The following is a 17,142-nucleotide window of genomic DNA, read 5'->3' on the forward strand; positions in this document are numbered from 1 at the left end:
CGTGCCACGGCCGGACCCGGCCGGTGCGCAGGACGCGGTCCGCGCCACCCGAACGCCGTCGCGTCACCCCTGCGGGGCCGCCGCCTCCCGCAGCGCGGCCAGCACCGGGCGGAACAGCGGATGGTCCTCGGCTCCCCGGCGTACCGCGGCGAACACCCGGCGGGTGGGCGCGACTCCGTCGACGGGCCGGACCACCACTCCCGTGAGGTCCACGTCGCGCAGCGCCGAGCGCGGCACGAGCGCCACGCCCGCCGCGGCCGAGGCGAGGGCGACGACCGCGCGGAAGTCGTCGGAGGAGTGCTCCAGCCGCGGCTGGAAGCCGGCGTTCTCGCAGGCCAGGACGACCACGTCATGGCAGGGGTTGCCGGGGTAGGGGCCGATCCAGAGGTCGTCGGCGAGCGCGGCGACCGCTACCTGAGGCGTCGCGGCGAGCCGGTGCCCGGTGGGCAGGACCGCGTCGAACGGCTCCGCGTAGAGCGGGACGCGGGTCAGCCGGGGGTCGTCCGCGCGGGGCGCGCCCCGGTATTCGACGGCCACCGCCACATCGACCTGCCGGTCGAGGACCATCCGCAGGCTGGCGTCGCCCTCGGCGTCCTGGACGCGGACCCGGATGCCGGGCGCGGAACGGGCGAGCGCGGTGAGCGCGGGCGCGACCACCAGGCCGATGCCGGTGGCGAAGGCCGCGACGGTGACCGTGCCGGCCTCGCCCGAGCCGTAGGCGGCGAGCTCGGACTCGGCGCGTTCCAGCTGGGCGAGGACGGCGTTGGCGTGGGTGAGCAGGATGTCGCCCGCGGCGGTCAGCCGCACACCGCGGGCGCTGCGGTCGACGAGGCGGTGCCCGGTCTCCTGCTCCAGCGCCGCCAGCTGCTGGGAGACCGCTGACGGCGTGAGGTAGAGCGCGGCGGCCGCGGCGGTGACCGTGCGGTGGTCGGCCACCGCACGGAGGATGTGCAGCCGGCGTGCTTCGATCATGTGGCTATTTTCGCAGGCCGGCCGCGCGGGTGGCGTCACCCCGCGGCGGCGGCCCCCGTCTCGGCCGCCATGGCGGTCCGCGCGGCCACGAAGGCGTCCACCGCGCGGTTGACGTCCTCGGTGGAGTGCGCGGCCGACAGCTGGACGCGGATCCGCGCCTGGCCCTGCGGGACGACCGGGTAGGAGAAACCGATGACGTACACCCCGCGCTCCAGGAGCAGCTCCGCCATGCGGGCCGCCTCGGCCGCGTCGCCGATCATGACGGGGGCGATGGCGTGGTCGCCGGGGAGGACGTCGAAGCCCTCCGCGGTCATCCGGGAGCGGAACAGCGCGGTGTTGGCCTGCAGCCGCTCGCGCAGCTCGCCGGCCGACTCCAGCAGGTCGAGCACCTTCAGCGAGGCGGCGGCGATCACCGGGGCGAGCGAGTTGGAGAAGAGGTACGGGCGCGAGCGCTGGCGCAGCAGGGCGACGATCTCGGCGCGGGCCGCGACGTAGCCGCCGGAGGCGCCGCCGAGGGCCTTGCCGAGGGTGCCGGTGATGATGTCGACGCGGTCCATGACGCCGTGCAGCTCGGGGGTGCCGCGGCCGCCGGGGCCGACGAAGCCGACCGCGTGTGAGTCGTCGACCATCACCATCGCGCCGTGGCGGTCGGCCAGATCGCAGATCTCGTCCAGGGGTGCCACGTAGCCGTCCATCGAGAAGACGCCGTCGGTGACGATCAGGGTGCGGCCGGCGCCCCCTTCGGTGGCCTCCTTCAACTGGCGTTCCAGGTCGGCCATGTCGCGGTTGGCGTAGCGGTAGCGGCGAGCCTTGGACAGCCGGATGCCGTCGATGATGGACGCGTGGTTGAGGGCGTCGGAGATCACCGCGTCGTCCGGGCCGAGCAGGGTCTCGAAGACGCCGCCGTTGGCGTCGAAGCAGGAGGAGTACAGGATGGTGTCCTCCTGGCCGAGGAACCCGGAGATCCGCTGCTCCAGCTCCTTGTGGACCTCCTGGGTGCCGCAGATGAAGCGGACCGAGGCGAGGCCGTAGCCCCAGCGGTCGAGCGCCTCGTGGGCGGCGGCGACGACCTCGGGGTGGTCGGCGAGGCCGAGGTAGTTGTTGGCGCAGAAGTTGAGGACCTCGCCGGGGCTGCTCTCCCCCGCCTCTCGGCTTCGCTCGAGCAGGGGAGACCCCATCGCGGTGACCGCGACGGTGGCGGACTGCGGGGTGCTGATGACGCGCTCGGGCTTGTGCAGGCCGGCGGCGCGGATCTCGTCGAGGGTGGTGCGCAGTTCGTCACGCACGGCGTCAAACATGGGGTGCTCCTTGGGTGGCGGTAGGGCGAACCGAGCCGGGAATCAGGCGGTCCAGTCGAGGATGATCTTGCCGCTGCGGCCGCTGGCGGCGTCGTCGAAGGCGGCGTCGAAGTCCTGGTAGGAGTAGCGGCCGGTGATCACGGGCGCGAGGTCGAGACCGCCTTCGAGCAGTACGGACATCGCGTACCAGGTCTCGAACATCTCCCGGCCATAGATGCCCTTGATCGTGATCATGGAGGTGACGATCCGGGACCAGTCGACGGGGAATTCCTGCGCGGGCAGACCGAGCATGGCGATCCGGCCGCCGTTGGTCATGTTGGCGATCATGTCGCGCATCGCCTCGGGCCGGCCGGACATCTCCAGGCCGATGTCGAAGCCCTCGCGCAGGCCCAGTTCGCGCTGGCCGTCGGCGATGGTCGCCTCGGCGACGTTGAGCGCGAGGCTGACGCCGACCTTGCGGGCCAGGTCCAGGCGCTCCTCGCTGACATCGGTGATCACGACGTTGCGGGCGCCGGCGTGCCGGGCGACGGCCGCCGCCATGATGCCGATCGGTCCGGCGCCGGTGATCAGGACGTCCTCGCCGACCAGCGGGAACGACAGCGCGGTGTGCACGGCGTTGCCGAACGGGTCGAAGACCGCGGCGATGTCGAGGTCGACGGGGACGCGGTGCACCCACACATTGGTGGCGGGCAGCGCCACGTACTCGGCGAAGGCGCCGTCCCGGCCGACGCCGAGGCCGACGGTGGCGCGGCACAGATGGCGGCGCCCGGCGAGGCAGTTGCGGCACTTGCCGCAGACGAGGTGGCCCTCGCCGCTGACCAGATCGCCGGCCTTGATCTCGGTCACGTCGCGGCCGGTCCCCACCACCTCGCCGACGAATTCGTGGCCGAGGGTCAGCGGGGTGTGCACGGCCTGCTGGGCCCAGCCGTCCCAGGCGCGAATGTGCAGATCGGTGCCGCAGATGCCGGTGCGGAGCACCTTGATCAGTACGTCGCCCGGGCCGACGGACGGCTCCGGCACCTCCGTGAGCCAGAGTCCCGGCTCCGCCTTCTGCTTGACCAGTGCCTTCACCGCGACGGCTCCCGTACGTAAAAGTGACCTGCCGGGGGCGCATACCGGCCACCCGATCTTCGTTCAGGAAATCTTCCGTACCTCGACCGCCAGGTCCATCGAGGTTTTCTTAAATGCGGTCACAGCTGACCTTTACGCCCGTCTCGTGCGCGGGTGGGGAGCGGGCGGGCCGGGAGTGTAGGACGTCGCAGCCGCGAACGACGGAATTCATCACAGCTTGAGTGCCCCTGAGACCGGGGCGGACGGCGCTACGTAGGACTGGATGCAACCTCACACGGGTGCTGACGCGACGCACCTCGGCTTCCCGTGTGCATCGTTCCTGTGCGTCCCTGGAGGTCAGTGAATTGAGCCACCGACATGTGAACAAGCGGACGGGCGCCATCGCCGGCGCGGCCGCGGCCGCCATCGCGGGCGCGGCGATCCTGCTCCCCAACGCCAACGCGAGCACGGACCGGCCCGCGGCCCTGCGGACCTTCAGCGCCCCTGCGGCCACCCAGGTGGCGACGGCTCTCAAGGCCGATCTCGGGGACCAGGCCGCCGGCTGGTACCTGGACGGTGCGAACGGTCACCTGGTCATGAACGTCCTTTCCGAGGACGACGCGACGAGCGTGCGGGCCAAGGGCGCGGTCGCCAAGGTCGTGCACAACAGCTTGACCGCGCTCAAGGCCGGTGCGCGGACGCTGCGGAACAACGCCTCGGTGCCCGGCACGGCGTGGTCGATCGATCCGAAGACCAACAAGATCGTGGTGCTGGCCGACAAGACGGTCACCGGCACCAAGATGGCCACGCTCAGCAAGGTGACCGACCAGATGGGTGCCGGCATGGTCACCGTCAAGCGGTCCCGTGGCGAGTTCAAGCGGTTCGACGGGGGGGCGATGGGCGGCGCGGCGAACGGCGACGCCAACGGCAACGCGAACGGCAATGCCAACGGGAACGCCAACGGTTCGGCCGACTCCAACGGCGGAGCCGGCGGGAGCGCGGCGAACAGCGGCGGCCAGGGCGGCGGCCAGGGGGGCGGTGCGGCGGCCGGGCCGGTGGGCGGCAGTGCCATCTTCGGTGGCAACGCCCGCTGTTCCCTCGGGTTCAACGTGACGGTCAAGGGCGCGCCCGCCTTCCTGACGGCGGGTCACTGCGGCAACGACTCCAAGACCTGGTCGGCGGACCAGGGCGGTGGGCAGCCGCTGGGCACGGTGGCCGACTCCCAGTTCCCGAAGACCGACTTCGCGCTGGTCACCTACGACGACCCGGGGGCCCAGCCGCAGAGCGCGGTCGACCTCGGCAACGGCAGCACCCAGGCGATCACCAAGGCCGCCGAGGCCGCGGTCGGCATGAAGGTGCAGCGGTCGGGTTCCACCACCGGTCTGCACGACGGCACCGTCACCGGCCTGGACGCCACGGTGAACTACGGCAACGGCGACATCGTCAACGGCCTGATACAGACGGACGTCTGCGCGGAGCCCGGCGACAGCGGCGGCTCGATGTTCTCCGGTGACTCGGCCGTCGGTCTGACCTCGGGCGGCAGCGGCGACTGCACCCAGGGCGGCGAGACCTTCTTCCAGCCGGTCACCGACGCCCTGCAGGCCACCGGGGCGGAGATCGGCGCCGGCGGCGGTGGCGGCGGTGACGCGGGCGGCAGCGCCGCGGGCGGCGGGGACCAGGGCGGCGGCGCCGCGGGTGCCGCGGACGGCGGCGCCGGCGACGCGGGTGCGGGCAGCGCGGGCGCCGGCGACGCGGGGGCGGCGAACGCGGGCGCCGGGGACGCCGGTGCCGGCGACGCCGGCACCCAGGACCCCGGCACGGAGGCTCCGGGCACCGGCGCCCAGGACCCCGGTGCGGCGGCCGGCGACTCGCTCAACTGACCGCAGGAAAAAGGAGGTTCGCACTCCGCACGGTCCCGCCCGTCCCCCTGACGACGGCGGGCGGGGCCGGCGGGGAGTACGGGGCCCCTGAGTGCGGCGGAACCATAGCGACCGCCGGCGGAGCGGTGTCAGAATACCGGCCCTACTCCGACCCTTGCTCAGGGGCACCATGGCGTCGAACGAACTCGATTCCCCCATCCCCGTCTTCCGCGGAGCCGGGCATCTGCTCCGTCTGACAGCCGATCTGGTGCGCAGGCCCCGGCGTCGCGAGTGCCCCGAACCAGTGCGGCACCGTGGCGTGGCGCAGGGGCGCGAAGGGCTGCCGGTGGTCTGCCTGGTGGCCGGGGACGACCACACCCGGCTCGCCAAAGGGATCAGCTACTTCCTCAGCCACGCCGACCCCCGCCGGGTACCGCACGTCCTGCACGACCTGGAGTCCGGCCCCGACCCCGCCGCTCCCGCTCCCCCCGACTCCGTCGAGGCGGTGCGGCGCACCCTGGAGCGGCTGGCGCAGGGCTTCGCCCTCGGCGTCAACGGCAGCGACGGGCGGGTCCGGTTCCGCCGCTTCGGCCTGGTCAACTGGCTGACGCAGGTCGGCGCGGGCGGCGGGCCCAGCCACCCCGGCGACGTCGAGGGCAACGACCACTCGCTGCTCCAGGCCCTGCGGGAGCGGGAGTTCCGGCGCCGGCGGCTGTTCGGGCTGCTGCGCTCCCCGGAGACCGAACTCGCGGTGGACGGCAAGGTGCCCTGGTGGGTGTGGCTGTTCGCGGTGCACGTCTTCCCGCTCGCGTGGTTCCGGGTGCGCCGCGGGCTGGGCTGCGCGTACCGCTGGCTGCTCAACCAGCCGTATCTCGCACCGCGCGACCCGGGCACCTTCACCGGGTTCGCCGAGCGGCTGACCACCCCGCACAACCAGGTCGAAGACCCCGAGCAGCTGCGGAAGTTAATGGTCAACGCGTTCCTGGAGGACCTGCGGGTCGCGTTCCGCCGCCGCTTCTGGCGGCCCCGGACGGCCCGCCGGACCGCTTACTGCGTGGCGCTGCTGGACGGTCTGGGCCCCGACAACTGCGGCTATCCGCTGCTGCGGACGATCATCGACGTGCGCAACGAGACCGGCGCCTTCGACCCGCTGCTGGTCATCGCCTGCGGTGCCGAACCGCCCGCCGAGGGCTCCGAGGTCCGTGAGGACTGGGGGCACAGGTCCCTGTGGGAGCTCACCGACCGGCTGTACGGCGGCTGGCGGGAGACCTTCCTGCACCAGGGCCGGGCCCGGAACCGCGCGCCCTGGTACCTGCCGGTCAGCATTCCGCCGCTGATGCCGTCGTCCCATGAGACCTACGAGCTGACGCGGCGGCTGGAGGTCGCCCAGGACGCCCGGCTGCGGATCCCCGAACCGCCGCTGTGGGCGCGCCGGGTGACGTCCGTGGTGGCGGCCTGCGCGGTGACCGTCGCGCTGCTGGGCGCCGCCGGTCTGGTGCTGCGCACCGAGAGCGGCTTCCGGGACGCGCACTGCGGCCTGGGCCGCTTCGACGACGACGCGCAGACCCTGCGCACCGCACCGACCGGCGAGTGCATCGGGGTGGCGCGGTACGGCTTCACCTTCCACTCCCCCGACCCGTCGCTCGACAACACCCTGCAGACCGTCTACGCCCAGAACGCCCGCGCCGACGAGGCCCACAAGGCGTCCCCGGAGCGCCCGTTCGTCACCCTGGTCCACCTCTCCGCGCTGCTCAGCGTCTCGGGGAAGCCGGCCGGCCAGCTCGCCTACGGGCGCGAGGCGCTGCAGGGCGCGGCGAGCGCCCAGTCCCGGCAGCTGCGCAGCACCGGCGCGACCGAACCGATCCTGCGGATCTTCCCCGCCAACGCCGGTTCGGGGATGCGTTTCGGCACCCAGGTGGTGGACATCCTCGACGCGCTCAAGCAGCAGGACCCGTCGATCGTCGGGGTCACCGGGCTCGACCAGAGCCGCGAGGCGACCAACCGGACGATCCGCAAGCTGACCGCGGTGGGACTGCCGATGGTGGCCACGACCCTGTCCGCGGATTCCCTGGTGCGGCAGTCACCCATGTACTTCCAGGTGTCGCCGCAGAACACCCGGGAGGCGGACGTCGCCGCCGCGTACGCCGATCACGTGGTGGCCCGGGACGGGAGGAAACCGGCCCGCCAGGTGCGGATCATCGGCTCGGCCGACCCCACCGACACCTACAGCAGGACCCTCAGCGACGATGTCGCACGGCGTTTCAAGGCCCGCGGGTTCGCGGTGGAGCGGACCCCGTTCACCCCGCCCCCGCCGCCGGGCCGGGAGCCCTCGTCGGACGCCCCGGGGCCGGGGACGGTCGGCCAGCGCAGCTGCTCCTACCGGGGTGTGGTGTTCTTCGCCGGGCGCGCGGAGGACTTCGAGTCGCTGCTCGGCGGGATCAACGAGTCCTGCAACTCCGCTCCGCCGGCGCTCCTCGGCGGTGACGACGTGGCGCGGCTGGCGGCCGACGCGGACCGCCGCGAGCACTACCCCGGGATCCCGTACGACTTCCTGGACTTCACGCTCGGCTCGGCGCGCTGCGACGGCAGCAGCGAGCTGTACGCGGAGCTGAGCCGGATCTTCCACGACGAGTGCGCGAAGATCCCCAACTCCTCGTTGGACGGCCATGCGGCGCTCGGCTTCGACGCGGTCAAGCTGTACGTCAACGCGGTCAAGCAACTGCGGGAGGAGGCCGCGCAGATGCCGCTGACGCCGCCCGCGGTGTGGCATGCGATCAGCGGGGTGCACGGCGACGAGGCGCTCGACGGGGCGAGCGGCATCATCAGCTTCGGCGGGGACGTGGACCGCCAGGTCCCGCTGGACAAGCTGCTGTCGGTGCAGCACATCGACGGGACCGGCCACCCGACGCAGGCCGGGTTCTGCGGCCGGGTCGGCGGGCGGACGCAGTCGTCGTGGTGCCCGCCGCTGGAGCCGGAGAAGGGCCGCTGACCGAGAGGTGACACACCGTCAGGCCGGCGCGGTCAGGTCGAGGTGACGGTGAACAGGCCGCCGTCGGGGTCGCGGACGACGGCCTGCCGGCCCTCGCCGTCGGCCGTGGTGGTCACCGGGGTGACGGTGCCGCCGGCGGCCACCGCCACGGCCGCCACCTTCTCGATGTCGCGGACCGGGAAGTGGACGTCCCAGCGGGGCCGTACCCGCGGGTCGGGGGCGGACTCGACGGCGCCGCCGCGCAGCGTGGCGACGGTGTGCGGACCGTCGTGGACGACCACCTGGTCGTGCTCGTAGGTCACCTCGCAGCCGCCCGGCTCGCCCGAGGCCCAATCGAAGACCTCCGCGTAGAAGATGGCGGCCTCGAAGGCGTCCCGGGTGCGCAGTTCCAGACGGGCGGGGGCATTGCCCTGCCCGACCGACCAGGCCAGCCGCTGGCCCTCCCAGAAGCCGAATGTGGCGCCGTCGCGGTCGGCTGCCAGGGCGGCGCGTCCGGGGCCGAGCTTCAGCGGGCCGACCGCGACGGTCGCGCCGCGCTCGCGGATCCGGTCCGCGGTGAGGTCGGCGTCGTCCACCGCGAAGTACGAGGTCCAGGCCACGGCGATCCGGTAGCTCTGGGCGAGCGCGCCGATGCCGGCCACCGGCTGCCCGTCGGCCACGGCGACGGAGAACTCCTCGCCGAGGCTGGCCGGCCGGAACCGCCAGCCCAGGACGGCGGAGTAGAAGTCCTGCGCGGCCCCCAGGTCACGGGCCAGCAGGCTGACCCAGCACGGAGCACCGCGGCCCGGCGTCGCGAGGCCATGGGCCGACATGACATCTGCCTCCTGTTGCTTCGCCCCCTTCGCGCCCCTCCCACTGTGCCAGCGACCCCGCGGGGCCGCACCAAGGGCGCACCCCGCGGGGCAGCGCAGTTGTGCCGGTCTTGATCAGGATCGATGCTGTACATACGGAACCGGGCTGGGTTGATGCCATGAACGCATGGAACGCGGTGGAGAGCGCCGAATTCCGTGGTCCCCTCGACGTCACCAGGGCGGCCACTGCGGTTCTGGACGCCCATGACGTGGTCATCGGGTGGAGCCCGGCGGCCCGGCAGCTGCTGGGCTACCCGCCGGAGGAGGTCCTCGGACGTCCGCTGCGGACCTTTCTGCCGGCCGCCGAGGTATCCGGTCGGGCGGGGGCCGGACGGCCGCCGGAAGCCTCGCTGAGCGGCATCGAGGTCCGGACGGCCCGGCACCGCGACGGCCGGCTGCTGGAGGTGGCGCTCACCACCTGCCGGCTGAACATGCCGGAGTCCGGTACCGAGGGCGTGCCGGCCCGCATCGTGGTGGCGGCCCCGCTGGCCGAGCAGCAGCTGTGGGAATCCCAGCAGTCGATGCTCGGCGGGCTGGCCACCCAGTCCCCGGTCGGTCTGGGCATCTACGACACCGACCTGCGGCTGACCTGGGGGAATGCCGCGTTCATCCGGGAGATCGGGCTGCCGCTCAAGGACTTCCTGGGCGTCCGGGCCGAGGCGCTGTACCCGGGCGGCGAGTTCGTGACCGAGGGGTATCCGCGGACGCTGGACGGGGTGATGCAGCAGGTCCTGGACACCGGTGAGCCGGTCCTCGATCTGCACTTCGTGGGGCAGCAGCCCTCCGAGCCGGGCCCCGAGCACGTCTGGTCCTGCTCCTACTACCGGCTGCTCGACGCCCGCGGGCAGGTGCTCGGGGTGTGCGAGGACGCCTTCGACATCACCGACCGCTATCGGGCCCAGCGCCGGCTGAACCTCCTGGTGGCGGCCGGCCGCCGGATCGGCACCACCCTCGACATGACCGTCACCGCCCGGGAGATGACCGAGGTGGCGGTGCCGGACTTCGCCTCCCTGGTGGCCGTCGACCTGGTGGAGTCGGTGCTGGCGGGCGAGGAGCCGGGGCCGCGCGACGGCGCCCTGCCCACCCTCGTCCGCGTCGCCACCCGCTCGGCCGGCGACCCGCCGGACGCGTCGCCGCACGACCCGTACCGCCTCGCGTACCCGCCGGGCTCGCTGCCGTACCGCAGCCTGTCGTCCGGGGGGATGGTGCGCGGGGAGAGCACCATGGTCGTGCCGCTGCGGGCGGGCGGCGCCGCGATGGGGCTGGTCACCTTCACCCGCGAGGGAGAGCCGGCGTTCTTCGACAAGGGCGAGATCGCACTCGCCGACGAGCTGGTGACCCGCACGGCGGTGTCCCTGGACAACGCGCGCCGCTTCGCCCGCGAGCACACCGCCGCACTGACCCTCCAGCGCAATCTGCTGCCGCAGCACCTGCCCGAGCAGTCCGCGGTGGATCTGGCCTACCGGTACCTGCCCAGCGACGACCGGGCCGGGGTGGGCGGTGACTGGTTCGATGTGATCGGACTGTCCGGTACGCGGGTCGGACTGGTCGTCGGGGACGTGGTGGGCCACGGCCTGGAGGCGGCGGCGACGATGGGGCGGCTGCGGACGACCGTGCGCGCGCTGGCGCAGCTGGACCTCTCCCCCGACGAGCTGCTGAGCCGGCTGGACGACCTGGTCGGGCAGAGTGCGGACGCCGGCCCGGACGATGTGGCCACCGGTGTGACCTGCCTGTACGCGGTCTACGACCCGGTCTCGCGGCGCTGCACCATGGCGCGGGCCGGCCACCTTCCGCCGGCCGTCGTCGAGCCGGGGGGCGGCCTGTCCTTCCCGGAGCTGCCGGCCGGCCCACCACTGGGGCTCGGGGGCCTGCCGTTCGAGTCGCTGGAGATCGAACTGCCGGTGGGCAGCCTGATCGCGCTGTTCACCGATGGGCTGGTCGAGGGCCGCGACCGGGACATCGAGCGGGGGCTGCGGACGCTGGGCCAGGTGCTGACCGATCACGACAGACCGCTGGACGAGCTGTGCGACCGCGCGCTGGCCGAACTGCTGCCGGACGGGCCGGGCGCCGACGACTCGGCGCTGCTGCTGGTGCGCACCCGCGAGCTGGGCGTCCGGCAGGTGACGGCCTGGGAGCTGCCCGCCGAGCCGGCGGCGGTCGGCCGGGCCCGGGAGCTGGCCACCCGGCAGCTGCGCGAGTGGGGCCTGGAGGAGCTGACGTACACCACCGAACTTGCGGTGAGCGAGCTGGTCACCAATGCAATACGGCACGCGTCGGGGCCGCTGCACCTGCGGCTGCTGCGGGACCGGACGCTGCTGACCGAGGTCTCGGACACCGGGCACACCTCGCCGCACCTACGGCACGCGGCCAGCGACGACGAGGGCGGCCGGGGCCTGTTCATCGTGGCGCAGCTGGTGCAGCGCTGGGGGACGCGCTACACGCCGTACGGCAAGACGATCTGGACCGAGCAGGCGTTTCCGCCGGACTATCCCGGTGCCCCGCGGACGGGCGGCTGAGGGGGTGCACGGGGCCGGGTCCGGCGCACGTCGTGCGGGTGTTCGGAGGCAGTCCCATGATGGAACCAAGCGAGGTCCCGGCGACTCGGCGGGCGCGGACACGAGGAGGACCTGTGACGAGCAATGGCAGGGAGCATGCGGCCGAGAACCGGCCGGCCGAGCTGTACACCGGCAGCGAGCGGCCCTACGACCCGGAGGACCTGGTGAAGGTCTCCGGCCGCGAGCCCACCCCCAGGGCCCTGGAGTGGGCCAGGCGCCTCATGGCGGAGGAAGGCCAGGGCGCCATAGAGCGGTATCTGCCGTGAGGCCCGCGCCTCGGTGAGGGCGGCCGGGCCGGCCCGGGGACGTGCCCCGCGGGGACACGTCCTCAGGCCGGCGTGGCCGCCGCGGTCGTCTCGGTGAGCAGGAACGCCGTGTTGACCAGCGCGACGTGGGTGAACGCCTGCGGGGTGTTGCCCAGTTGGCGCCGCTCGGCGGGGTCCCACTCCTCCGAGAGCAGCCCCACGTCGCTGGCGGAGGACAGCACCTGGCCGAACAGCTCGCGGGCGGCGTCGGTGCGGCCGGTCGCGGCCAGCGCGTCGGCGAGCCAGAAGGAGCAGGCCAGGAACGTGCCCTCGGTGCCGGGCAGTCCGTCGATCCCGGCCTCGTCGGCGTAGCGGCGGACGAAGCCACCGTGGTCGAGTTCGTCGCGCACCGCGTCGACGGTGCGGATCACCCGTGGGTCGTCCGGTGGCAGGAAGCCGGTCTTGGCGACGAACAGGGTGGCCGCGTCCAGCTGCTGGCTGCCGTAGTGCTGGACGAAGACCCCGCGCTCGGGGTCGTAACCGTGCGCGCAGACGTCGGCGTGCACCGCGTCGCGCATCGCCCGCCAGCGGTCGACGGGGGCCGGGAGGCCGGTGGCCCGGGCCATCCGGACCGCGCGGTCCGCGGCGACCCAGGACATGACCTTGGAGTGCACCCAGTGCCGGCGGCCGCCCCGTCCCTCCCACAGGCCCTCGTCGGGCTCCTGCCAGTGCGTTTCGAGGAAGGACATCAGGATCCGCAGCAGGACCCAGACATGACGCTCCATCGGGATGCCGGCCCGCAGCGCGAGGTAGAGGGTGTCGACCACCTCGCCGTAGATGTCGAGCTGGAGCTGGTCGACCGCGGCGTTGCCGAAGCGGACCGGCACGGAGTTCTCGTAGCCCGGCAGCCAGTCGGCGGCGACCTCGGGCAGCCGGCGTTCACCGGCGACGCCGTACACGCTCTGCAGGTCCCGCGGGTCGCCGGCGATGGCGCGGACCAGCCACTGCCGCCAGGCCGCCGCCTCCTCACGGAAGCCGCCGCGCAGCAGGGCGGACAGCGTCATGCTGGAGTCGCGCAGCCAGCAGAAGCGGTAGTCCCAATTGCGTTCCCCGCCGATGCGTTCGGGCAGGGAGGCGCTGGCCGCGGCGACGATCCCGCCGGTCGGCCGGTAGGCGAGGGCCTTGAGGGTGATCAGCGAGCGCAGTACGGCGTCGTGCCACGCCCCGTCGTAACGGCATCCCGCCGTCCAGCGCTGCCAGCCCTCGGTGGTCTCGCGCAGGGCGCGGTCGGGGTCGACGCGGTGGGTGTTGGGCTGGTGGGAGGGCTGCCAGGTGAGGACGAACGGCACCCGGTCGCCGGCCCGCACGGTGAACTCCGAGCGGGTGACGCCGTCACGGCCGTAGGTGTGCACGCCGGGGGCGAGCCGCAGCCAGGCGGAGTCCGGCCCGGCCACCGCGATGCGGTGGTGCTCGGTGCGCCGCACCCAGGGGGCGATCCGGCCGTAGTTGAAGCGCAGCCGCAGGTCGCTGCGCATCTCGACGCTGCCGCGCAGCCCTTCGACGAGGCGTACCAGGCGCGGTGGGTGGTCGCCGCGCTGCGGCATGAAGTCGATGACGCGTACCGCGCCGTCCGGTGTCTCCCAGGTCGTCTCCAGGACCAGGGTGTCGCCGCGGTAGGCGCGGTCGGTGCACGGCCCGGCGTCGGTCGGGGCGATCTGCCAGCGGCCCTGCTGCTCGTCGCCGAGGAGCGCCGCGAAGCAGCTGGGCGAGTCGAAACGGGGCAGGCACAGCCAGTCCACCGAGCCGTCCCTGCCCACGAGCGCGGCGGTCTGCAGATCGCCCAGGAGGGCGTAGTCCTCGATGCGTCCCGGCATTGGTGGCTCCCTCGGACTTCCATTCTGCGAGCGGACGGCGGTCGGCGCGACCGCCGTCGTGCCGGTCCCGTCCCGCGGGGCCCGGGGCCGCCGCCAGCTGGTCCGCTTGCGGCGGGTATGGGATAGTAGGAGGCTTTTTCTGGAGCGTGGGATCCCTCGTGAGGGGAGGACCGCTCGATGTCGCGTGAGCAGTGGGTGCCCGAGGGGACGGACCAGGAGACACCGAACGTCGCCCGGGTCTACGACTGCTATCTGGGCGGTTCGCACAACTTCGCGGTGGACCGGGACCTGGCGCGCAAAGCCGTCGAACTGTGGCCCGACCTGCCGTTGATCATGCGCGCCAACCGCGCGTTCCTGCGCCGTTCCGTGCAGTATCTGGCCGGCGACGGCATCACCCGCTTCCTCGACCTCGGCTCCGGCATCCCGACGTTCGGACCGGTCCACGAGATGGCCCGGCTGATCCAGCCGACGGCCCGGGTGGTCTACGTCGACATCGACCCGGTGGCGGTGCAGCACAGCCTGCTGCTGGTGGCGGACGACCCGCTGTGCGCCGTGGTCCAGGCGGACCTGCGCGACACCGAGACGCTGCTGAAGCAGCCCGCGGTCGCCGAATTGCTGGAACCCGGCGAGCGGGTCGCGGTGTTGCTGCTGGCCGTACTGCACTTCGTGACGGACGAGGAGGACCCGGCGCGGATCGTCCGGGTGCTGCGTGAGGCGATGCCGCCGGGCAGCGCGCTGGCGCTCTCGCACGGCACGCTGGGCGGCCGGCCGGAACTGGCACGTCAGCACCAGGAGCTGTACGCCCAGGCGTCGGCGCCGCTGACCATGCGCTCGCGGGACCGCATCGTGGCGCTGTTCGAGGGCTTCGAGCTGATCGACCCGGGCGTGGTCTACCTCCCGCAGTGGCGGCCGCAGCACCCGGAGTCGGTGGGCCCGCACCCCGAGCTGGTCACCGGCCTCGCGGGCGTGGGGATACGGCCGTGAGCGGCCCGCCGGCCGGCCGGGTGGACCCCGCCGCGGTCCGCTTCCGTGACTCCTGGTCCCGGCTTTTGCGGGACGGTCACGGCACGGTGGTGAGCCCGGCGATCCTGGGCCCGTTGGTGTACCGCACGGCGGAGTTGCTGGCCCGGGCGCACGGCGAGGACCCGTTCGACGCCTCGCTGGCCGAGCAGGCCGGGGCGCTGCTCGTCGATGCCCAGTTCACCGATCCGGTGGTGCTCGCGCGGGCCGTCGCGCTGCTCCAGCAGTGGCCGCCGGCGGACGACCGGGGACCGGCGCTGACCGGGGCGTTCGCCGCGGGCTGGTCGGCCGCGCTGCGCGACCGGACGCTGCGCGAACAGGAGGCGACCCGGCTCGCGGTGGACCTGGCGCGGCGCGGCGCGGAGCGGGCGCTGTACGCGTCGGAGGCACGGTTCCGGGCGATGTTCGAGCGGGCCGCGGTCGGCATCGGGTTCGCCGATCTGGAGGGGAACGTCCTGACGGTGAACAGCGCGCTGCAGGAGATGTTCGGCGCGACCGTCGAGGAGTTGCGCCACCTGAACATCGCGACGATGGTGCACCCCCAGGACGCGCCCCGGATCTGGGAGATGTACCGCGACCTGATCGGGGGGAAGCGCGAGCAGTTCCAGTGCGACAAGCCGTACTACCGGCAGGACGGCGAGGTGATCTGGACGCATCTGACCGTGTCACTGATCCGCGACGAGGACGGAACGCCCCGTTACCAGGTGGCGATGCTGGAGGACATCACCGACCAGCACCGGCTCCAGGAGCGGCTGCGCTATCAGGCCACTCACGATCCGCTGACCGGCCTGTGGAACCGGACGGCGTTCTTCGAACGGCTGGAGGCGCTGTTCGCCGACCCCGAGCCGGAGGCGCGGTTCGGCCTGTGCTCGGTGGATCTGGACGGCTTCAAGAACATCAACGACAGCCTCGGCCACGCGACCGGCGACCAGCTGCTGAGTTCGGTGGCGGACCGGCTGCACTCCAGCCTGGCGCCGCTGGGCCACATGGTGGCCCGGCTGGGCGGCGACGAGTTCATCGTGCTGCTGGAGAACTGCCGCGGGCAGCAGGAGGGCATCGCGGCCGCACAGACGGTACTGGCGGCGCTGGCGCCGCCGTTCCTGATCGACGGCCAGCAGCTGGCGGTCCGGGCGAGCGTCGGGGTGGTGGAGCAGCCACTCTCGGCGACCACTCCGGGTGCCGCGATGCGCAGCGCCGATCTGACGCTGTACCGGGCGAAGAGCGAGGGCCGCGGCCGGTGGACGCTGTTCGACTCCCGGCGCAACGCGGTGGCGGTCAGCCAGTACGCGATGTCGATGCGGATCCCGATGGCGCTGGACCGCGGGGAGTTCTTCCTGGAGTACCAGCCGCTGTGCACGCTCGACGACGGTGCGATGGTGGCGGTGGAGGCGCTGGTGCGCTGGCGGCACCCGGAGTTGGGGGTGCTGGGCCCGGAGGAGTTCATCGCGACGGCCGAGGACAGCGGGCTGATCATCCCGCTGGGCCGGTGGGTGCTGGGGAAGGCGTGCCACCAGGCGGCGCGCTGGTCGGCGCGGTTCGGTGCGGCGGCGCCGCGGATGAACGTCAATCTGGCGGTGCGGCAGGCACGGAACGCCGAGCTGATCGCGGACATCGACCGGATCCTCCAGGAGAGCGCTCTGGAGCCGGGAAAGCTCCAGTTGGAGATCACCGAGAGCGCGATGCTCGGGCCGCGGGACCCGGCGCTCCAGGCGCTGCGGGAACTGGTCGGCATGGGGGTGTCGCTGACGGTGGACGACTTCGGCACCGGCTGGTCGAATCTGGCGTACCTGCGGACGCTTCCGGTGGCCGGACTGAAGATCGCCGGGGCGTTCGTCTCGGACCTGCACTCGGCCGGTGAGGACCCGCTGGGCTGGCGGATCATCGGCGGGATGGTGTCGCTGGCGCACCAGCTGGGGCTGACGGTGACGGCGGAGGGCGTGGAGACCGCGGCGGACGCGGACCGGCTGCGGTCGATGGGCTGCGACTGCGCCCAGGGCTGGCACTACGGGCGGCCGGCGCGGCCCGGTGACATCACCCGCCGGATCGTCGAGGCCGCGGGCGGAACGCGTCGTGGCCCCGACGGGGCGGGTCGCGACACCTAACGGTAAATAAACCGCAAATTGCTGTTTTCCGGACAAATACTCTTGACCTGGCGTTGACGACCTGCCCATGATGGGGCCCTGGCACCGCAGGCAATCGCGAACATCCAGTTCCGCGGCCGCAGCGGAAAGCACATCGCCAGTTGTGGTGGTCGACGCTTCACGCGTCCGAGAACGAACGACGCCTCGCGTCCGAGGCCCGGCGATCAGAGCGCACAGGGGTACCTCTTTCCGTACCCCGCGGCCTCGTTGCACGTTCTCCATTGCCTCGCGGGTGTACCGCGCCTTCTCCACAGGCCCCGACGGCCCGGCCGCCGGTGTACACCCCTA

General features: G+C 72.9%; 11 protein-coding genes. 6 read left to right on the forward strand and 5 right to left on the reverse strand.

Features of this window, described 5'->3' with window-relative positions:
* Nucleotides 1–63 precede the first annotated feature (63 nt).
* From OO62_RS26985 to tdh, 3 genes are read right to left on the reverse strand one after another with little or no spacing between them, the layout of a single operon-like run.
* A complete protein-coding gene (locus OO62_RS26985) occupies nt 64–972 on the reverse strand; it encodes a LysR family transcriptional regulator (protein WP_033270192.1) in 909 nt (302 codons plus the stop codon).
* Between the two features lie 35 nt (nt 973–1,007).
* Complete coding sequence (locus OO62_RS26990; RefSeq protein ID WP_033270193.1) at nt 1,008–2,270, reverse strand: glycine C-acetyltransferase; 1,263 nt, start codon at nt 2,268–2,270, stop codon at nt 1,008–1,010.
* Between the two features lie 42 nt (nt 2,271–2,312).
* A complete protein-coding gene (gene tdh / locus OO62_RS26995; protein ID WP_033270194.1) occupies nt 2,313–3,341 on the reverse strand; it encodes an L-threonine 3-dehydrogenase in 1,029 nt (342 codons plus the stop codon).
* Between the two features lie 359 nt (nt 3,342–3,700).
* Here tdh and OO62_RS27000 point away from each other — a divergent pair, with 359 nt between their 5' ends.
* Nucleotides 3,701–5,200, forward strand: a complete 1,500-nt coding sequence (locus OO62_RS27000) for a S1 family peptidase (RefSeq protein WP_063739055.1) — start codon at nt 3,701–3,703, stop codon at nt 5,198–5,200.
* A gap of 169 nt (nt 5,201–5,369) precedes the next feature.
* Nucleotides 5,370–8,168, forward strand: coding sequence for a type 1 periplasmic-binding domain-containing protein (locus OO62_RS27005; protein WP_033270234.1), 2,799 nt, complete (start codon nt 5,370–5,372; stop codon nt 8,166–8,168).
* Between the two features lie 32 nt (nt 8,169–8,200).
* Here the strand turns inward: OO62_RS27005 and OO62_RS27010 are convergent, their stop codons facing one another.
* Entirely contained in the window at nt 8,201–8,980 is a 780-nt protein-coding gene (locus OO62_RS27010; protein WP_033270196.1) for a VOC family protein, read from the reverse strand.
* 158 nt (nt 8,981–9,138) lie between these two features.
* Here OO62_RS27010 and OO62_RS27015 point away from each other — a divergent pair, with 158 nt between their 5' ends.
* Nucleotides 9,139–11,535, forward strand: a complete 2,397-nt coding sequence (locus OO62_RS27015) for a SpoIIE family protein phosphatase (RefSeq protein WP_033270197.1) — start codon at nt 9,139–9,141, stop codon at nt 11,533–11,535.
* Between the two features lie 113 nt (nt 11,536–11,648).
* Nucleotides 11,649–11,840, forward strand: a complete 192-nt coding sequence (locus OO62_RS27020; protein WP_033270198.1) for a hypothetical protein — start codon at nt 11,649–11,651, stop codon at nt 11,838–11,840.
* Nucleotides 11,841–11,902: 62 nt separating this feature from the next.
* Here OO62_RS27020 and OO62_RS27025 read toward each other — a convergent pair whose 3' ends face one another.
* On the reverse strand, nt 11,903–13,693 hold the full coding sequence (locus tag OO62_RS27025) for a glycoside hydrolase family 15 protein (RefSeq protein WP_033270199.1): 1,791 nt from the start codon (nt 13,691–13,693) through the stop codon (nt 11,903–11,905).
* Between the two features lie 177 nt (nt 13,694–13,870).
* On the opposite strand from OO62_RS27025, the gene OO62_RS27030 reads away from it, so the two are divergent.
* A complete protein-coding gene (locus OO62_RS27030) occupies nt 13,871–14,677 on the forward strand; it encodes an SAM-dependent methyltransferase (protein ID WP_033270200.1) in 807 nt (268 codons plus the stop codon).
* A complete protein-coding gene (locus tag OO62_RS27035) occupies nt 14,674–16,815 on the forward strand; it encodes a putative bifunctional diguanylate cyclase/phosphodiesterase (RefSeq protein ID WP_051733632.1) in 2,142 nt (713 codons plus the stop codon). The genes OO62_RS27030 and OO62_RS27035 overlap by 4 nt, the downstream gene beginning before the upstream one ends.
* The last annotated feature ends 327 nt before the right edge of the window (nt 16,816–17,142 follow it).

This window comes from Streptomyces lydicus, from assembly GCF_000717345.1.
In the GTDB taxonomy this organism is placed as follows: Bacteria; Actinomycetota; Actinomycetes; order Streptomycetales; family Streptomycetaceae; genus Streptomyces; species Streptomyces lydicus.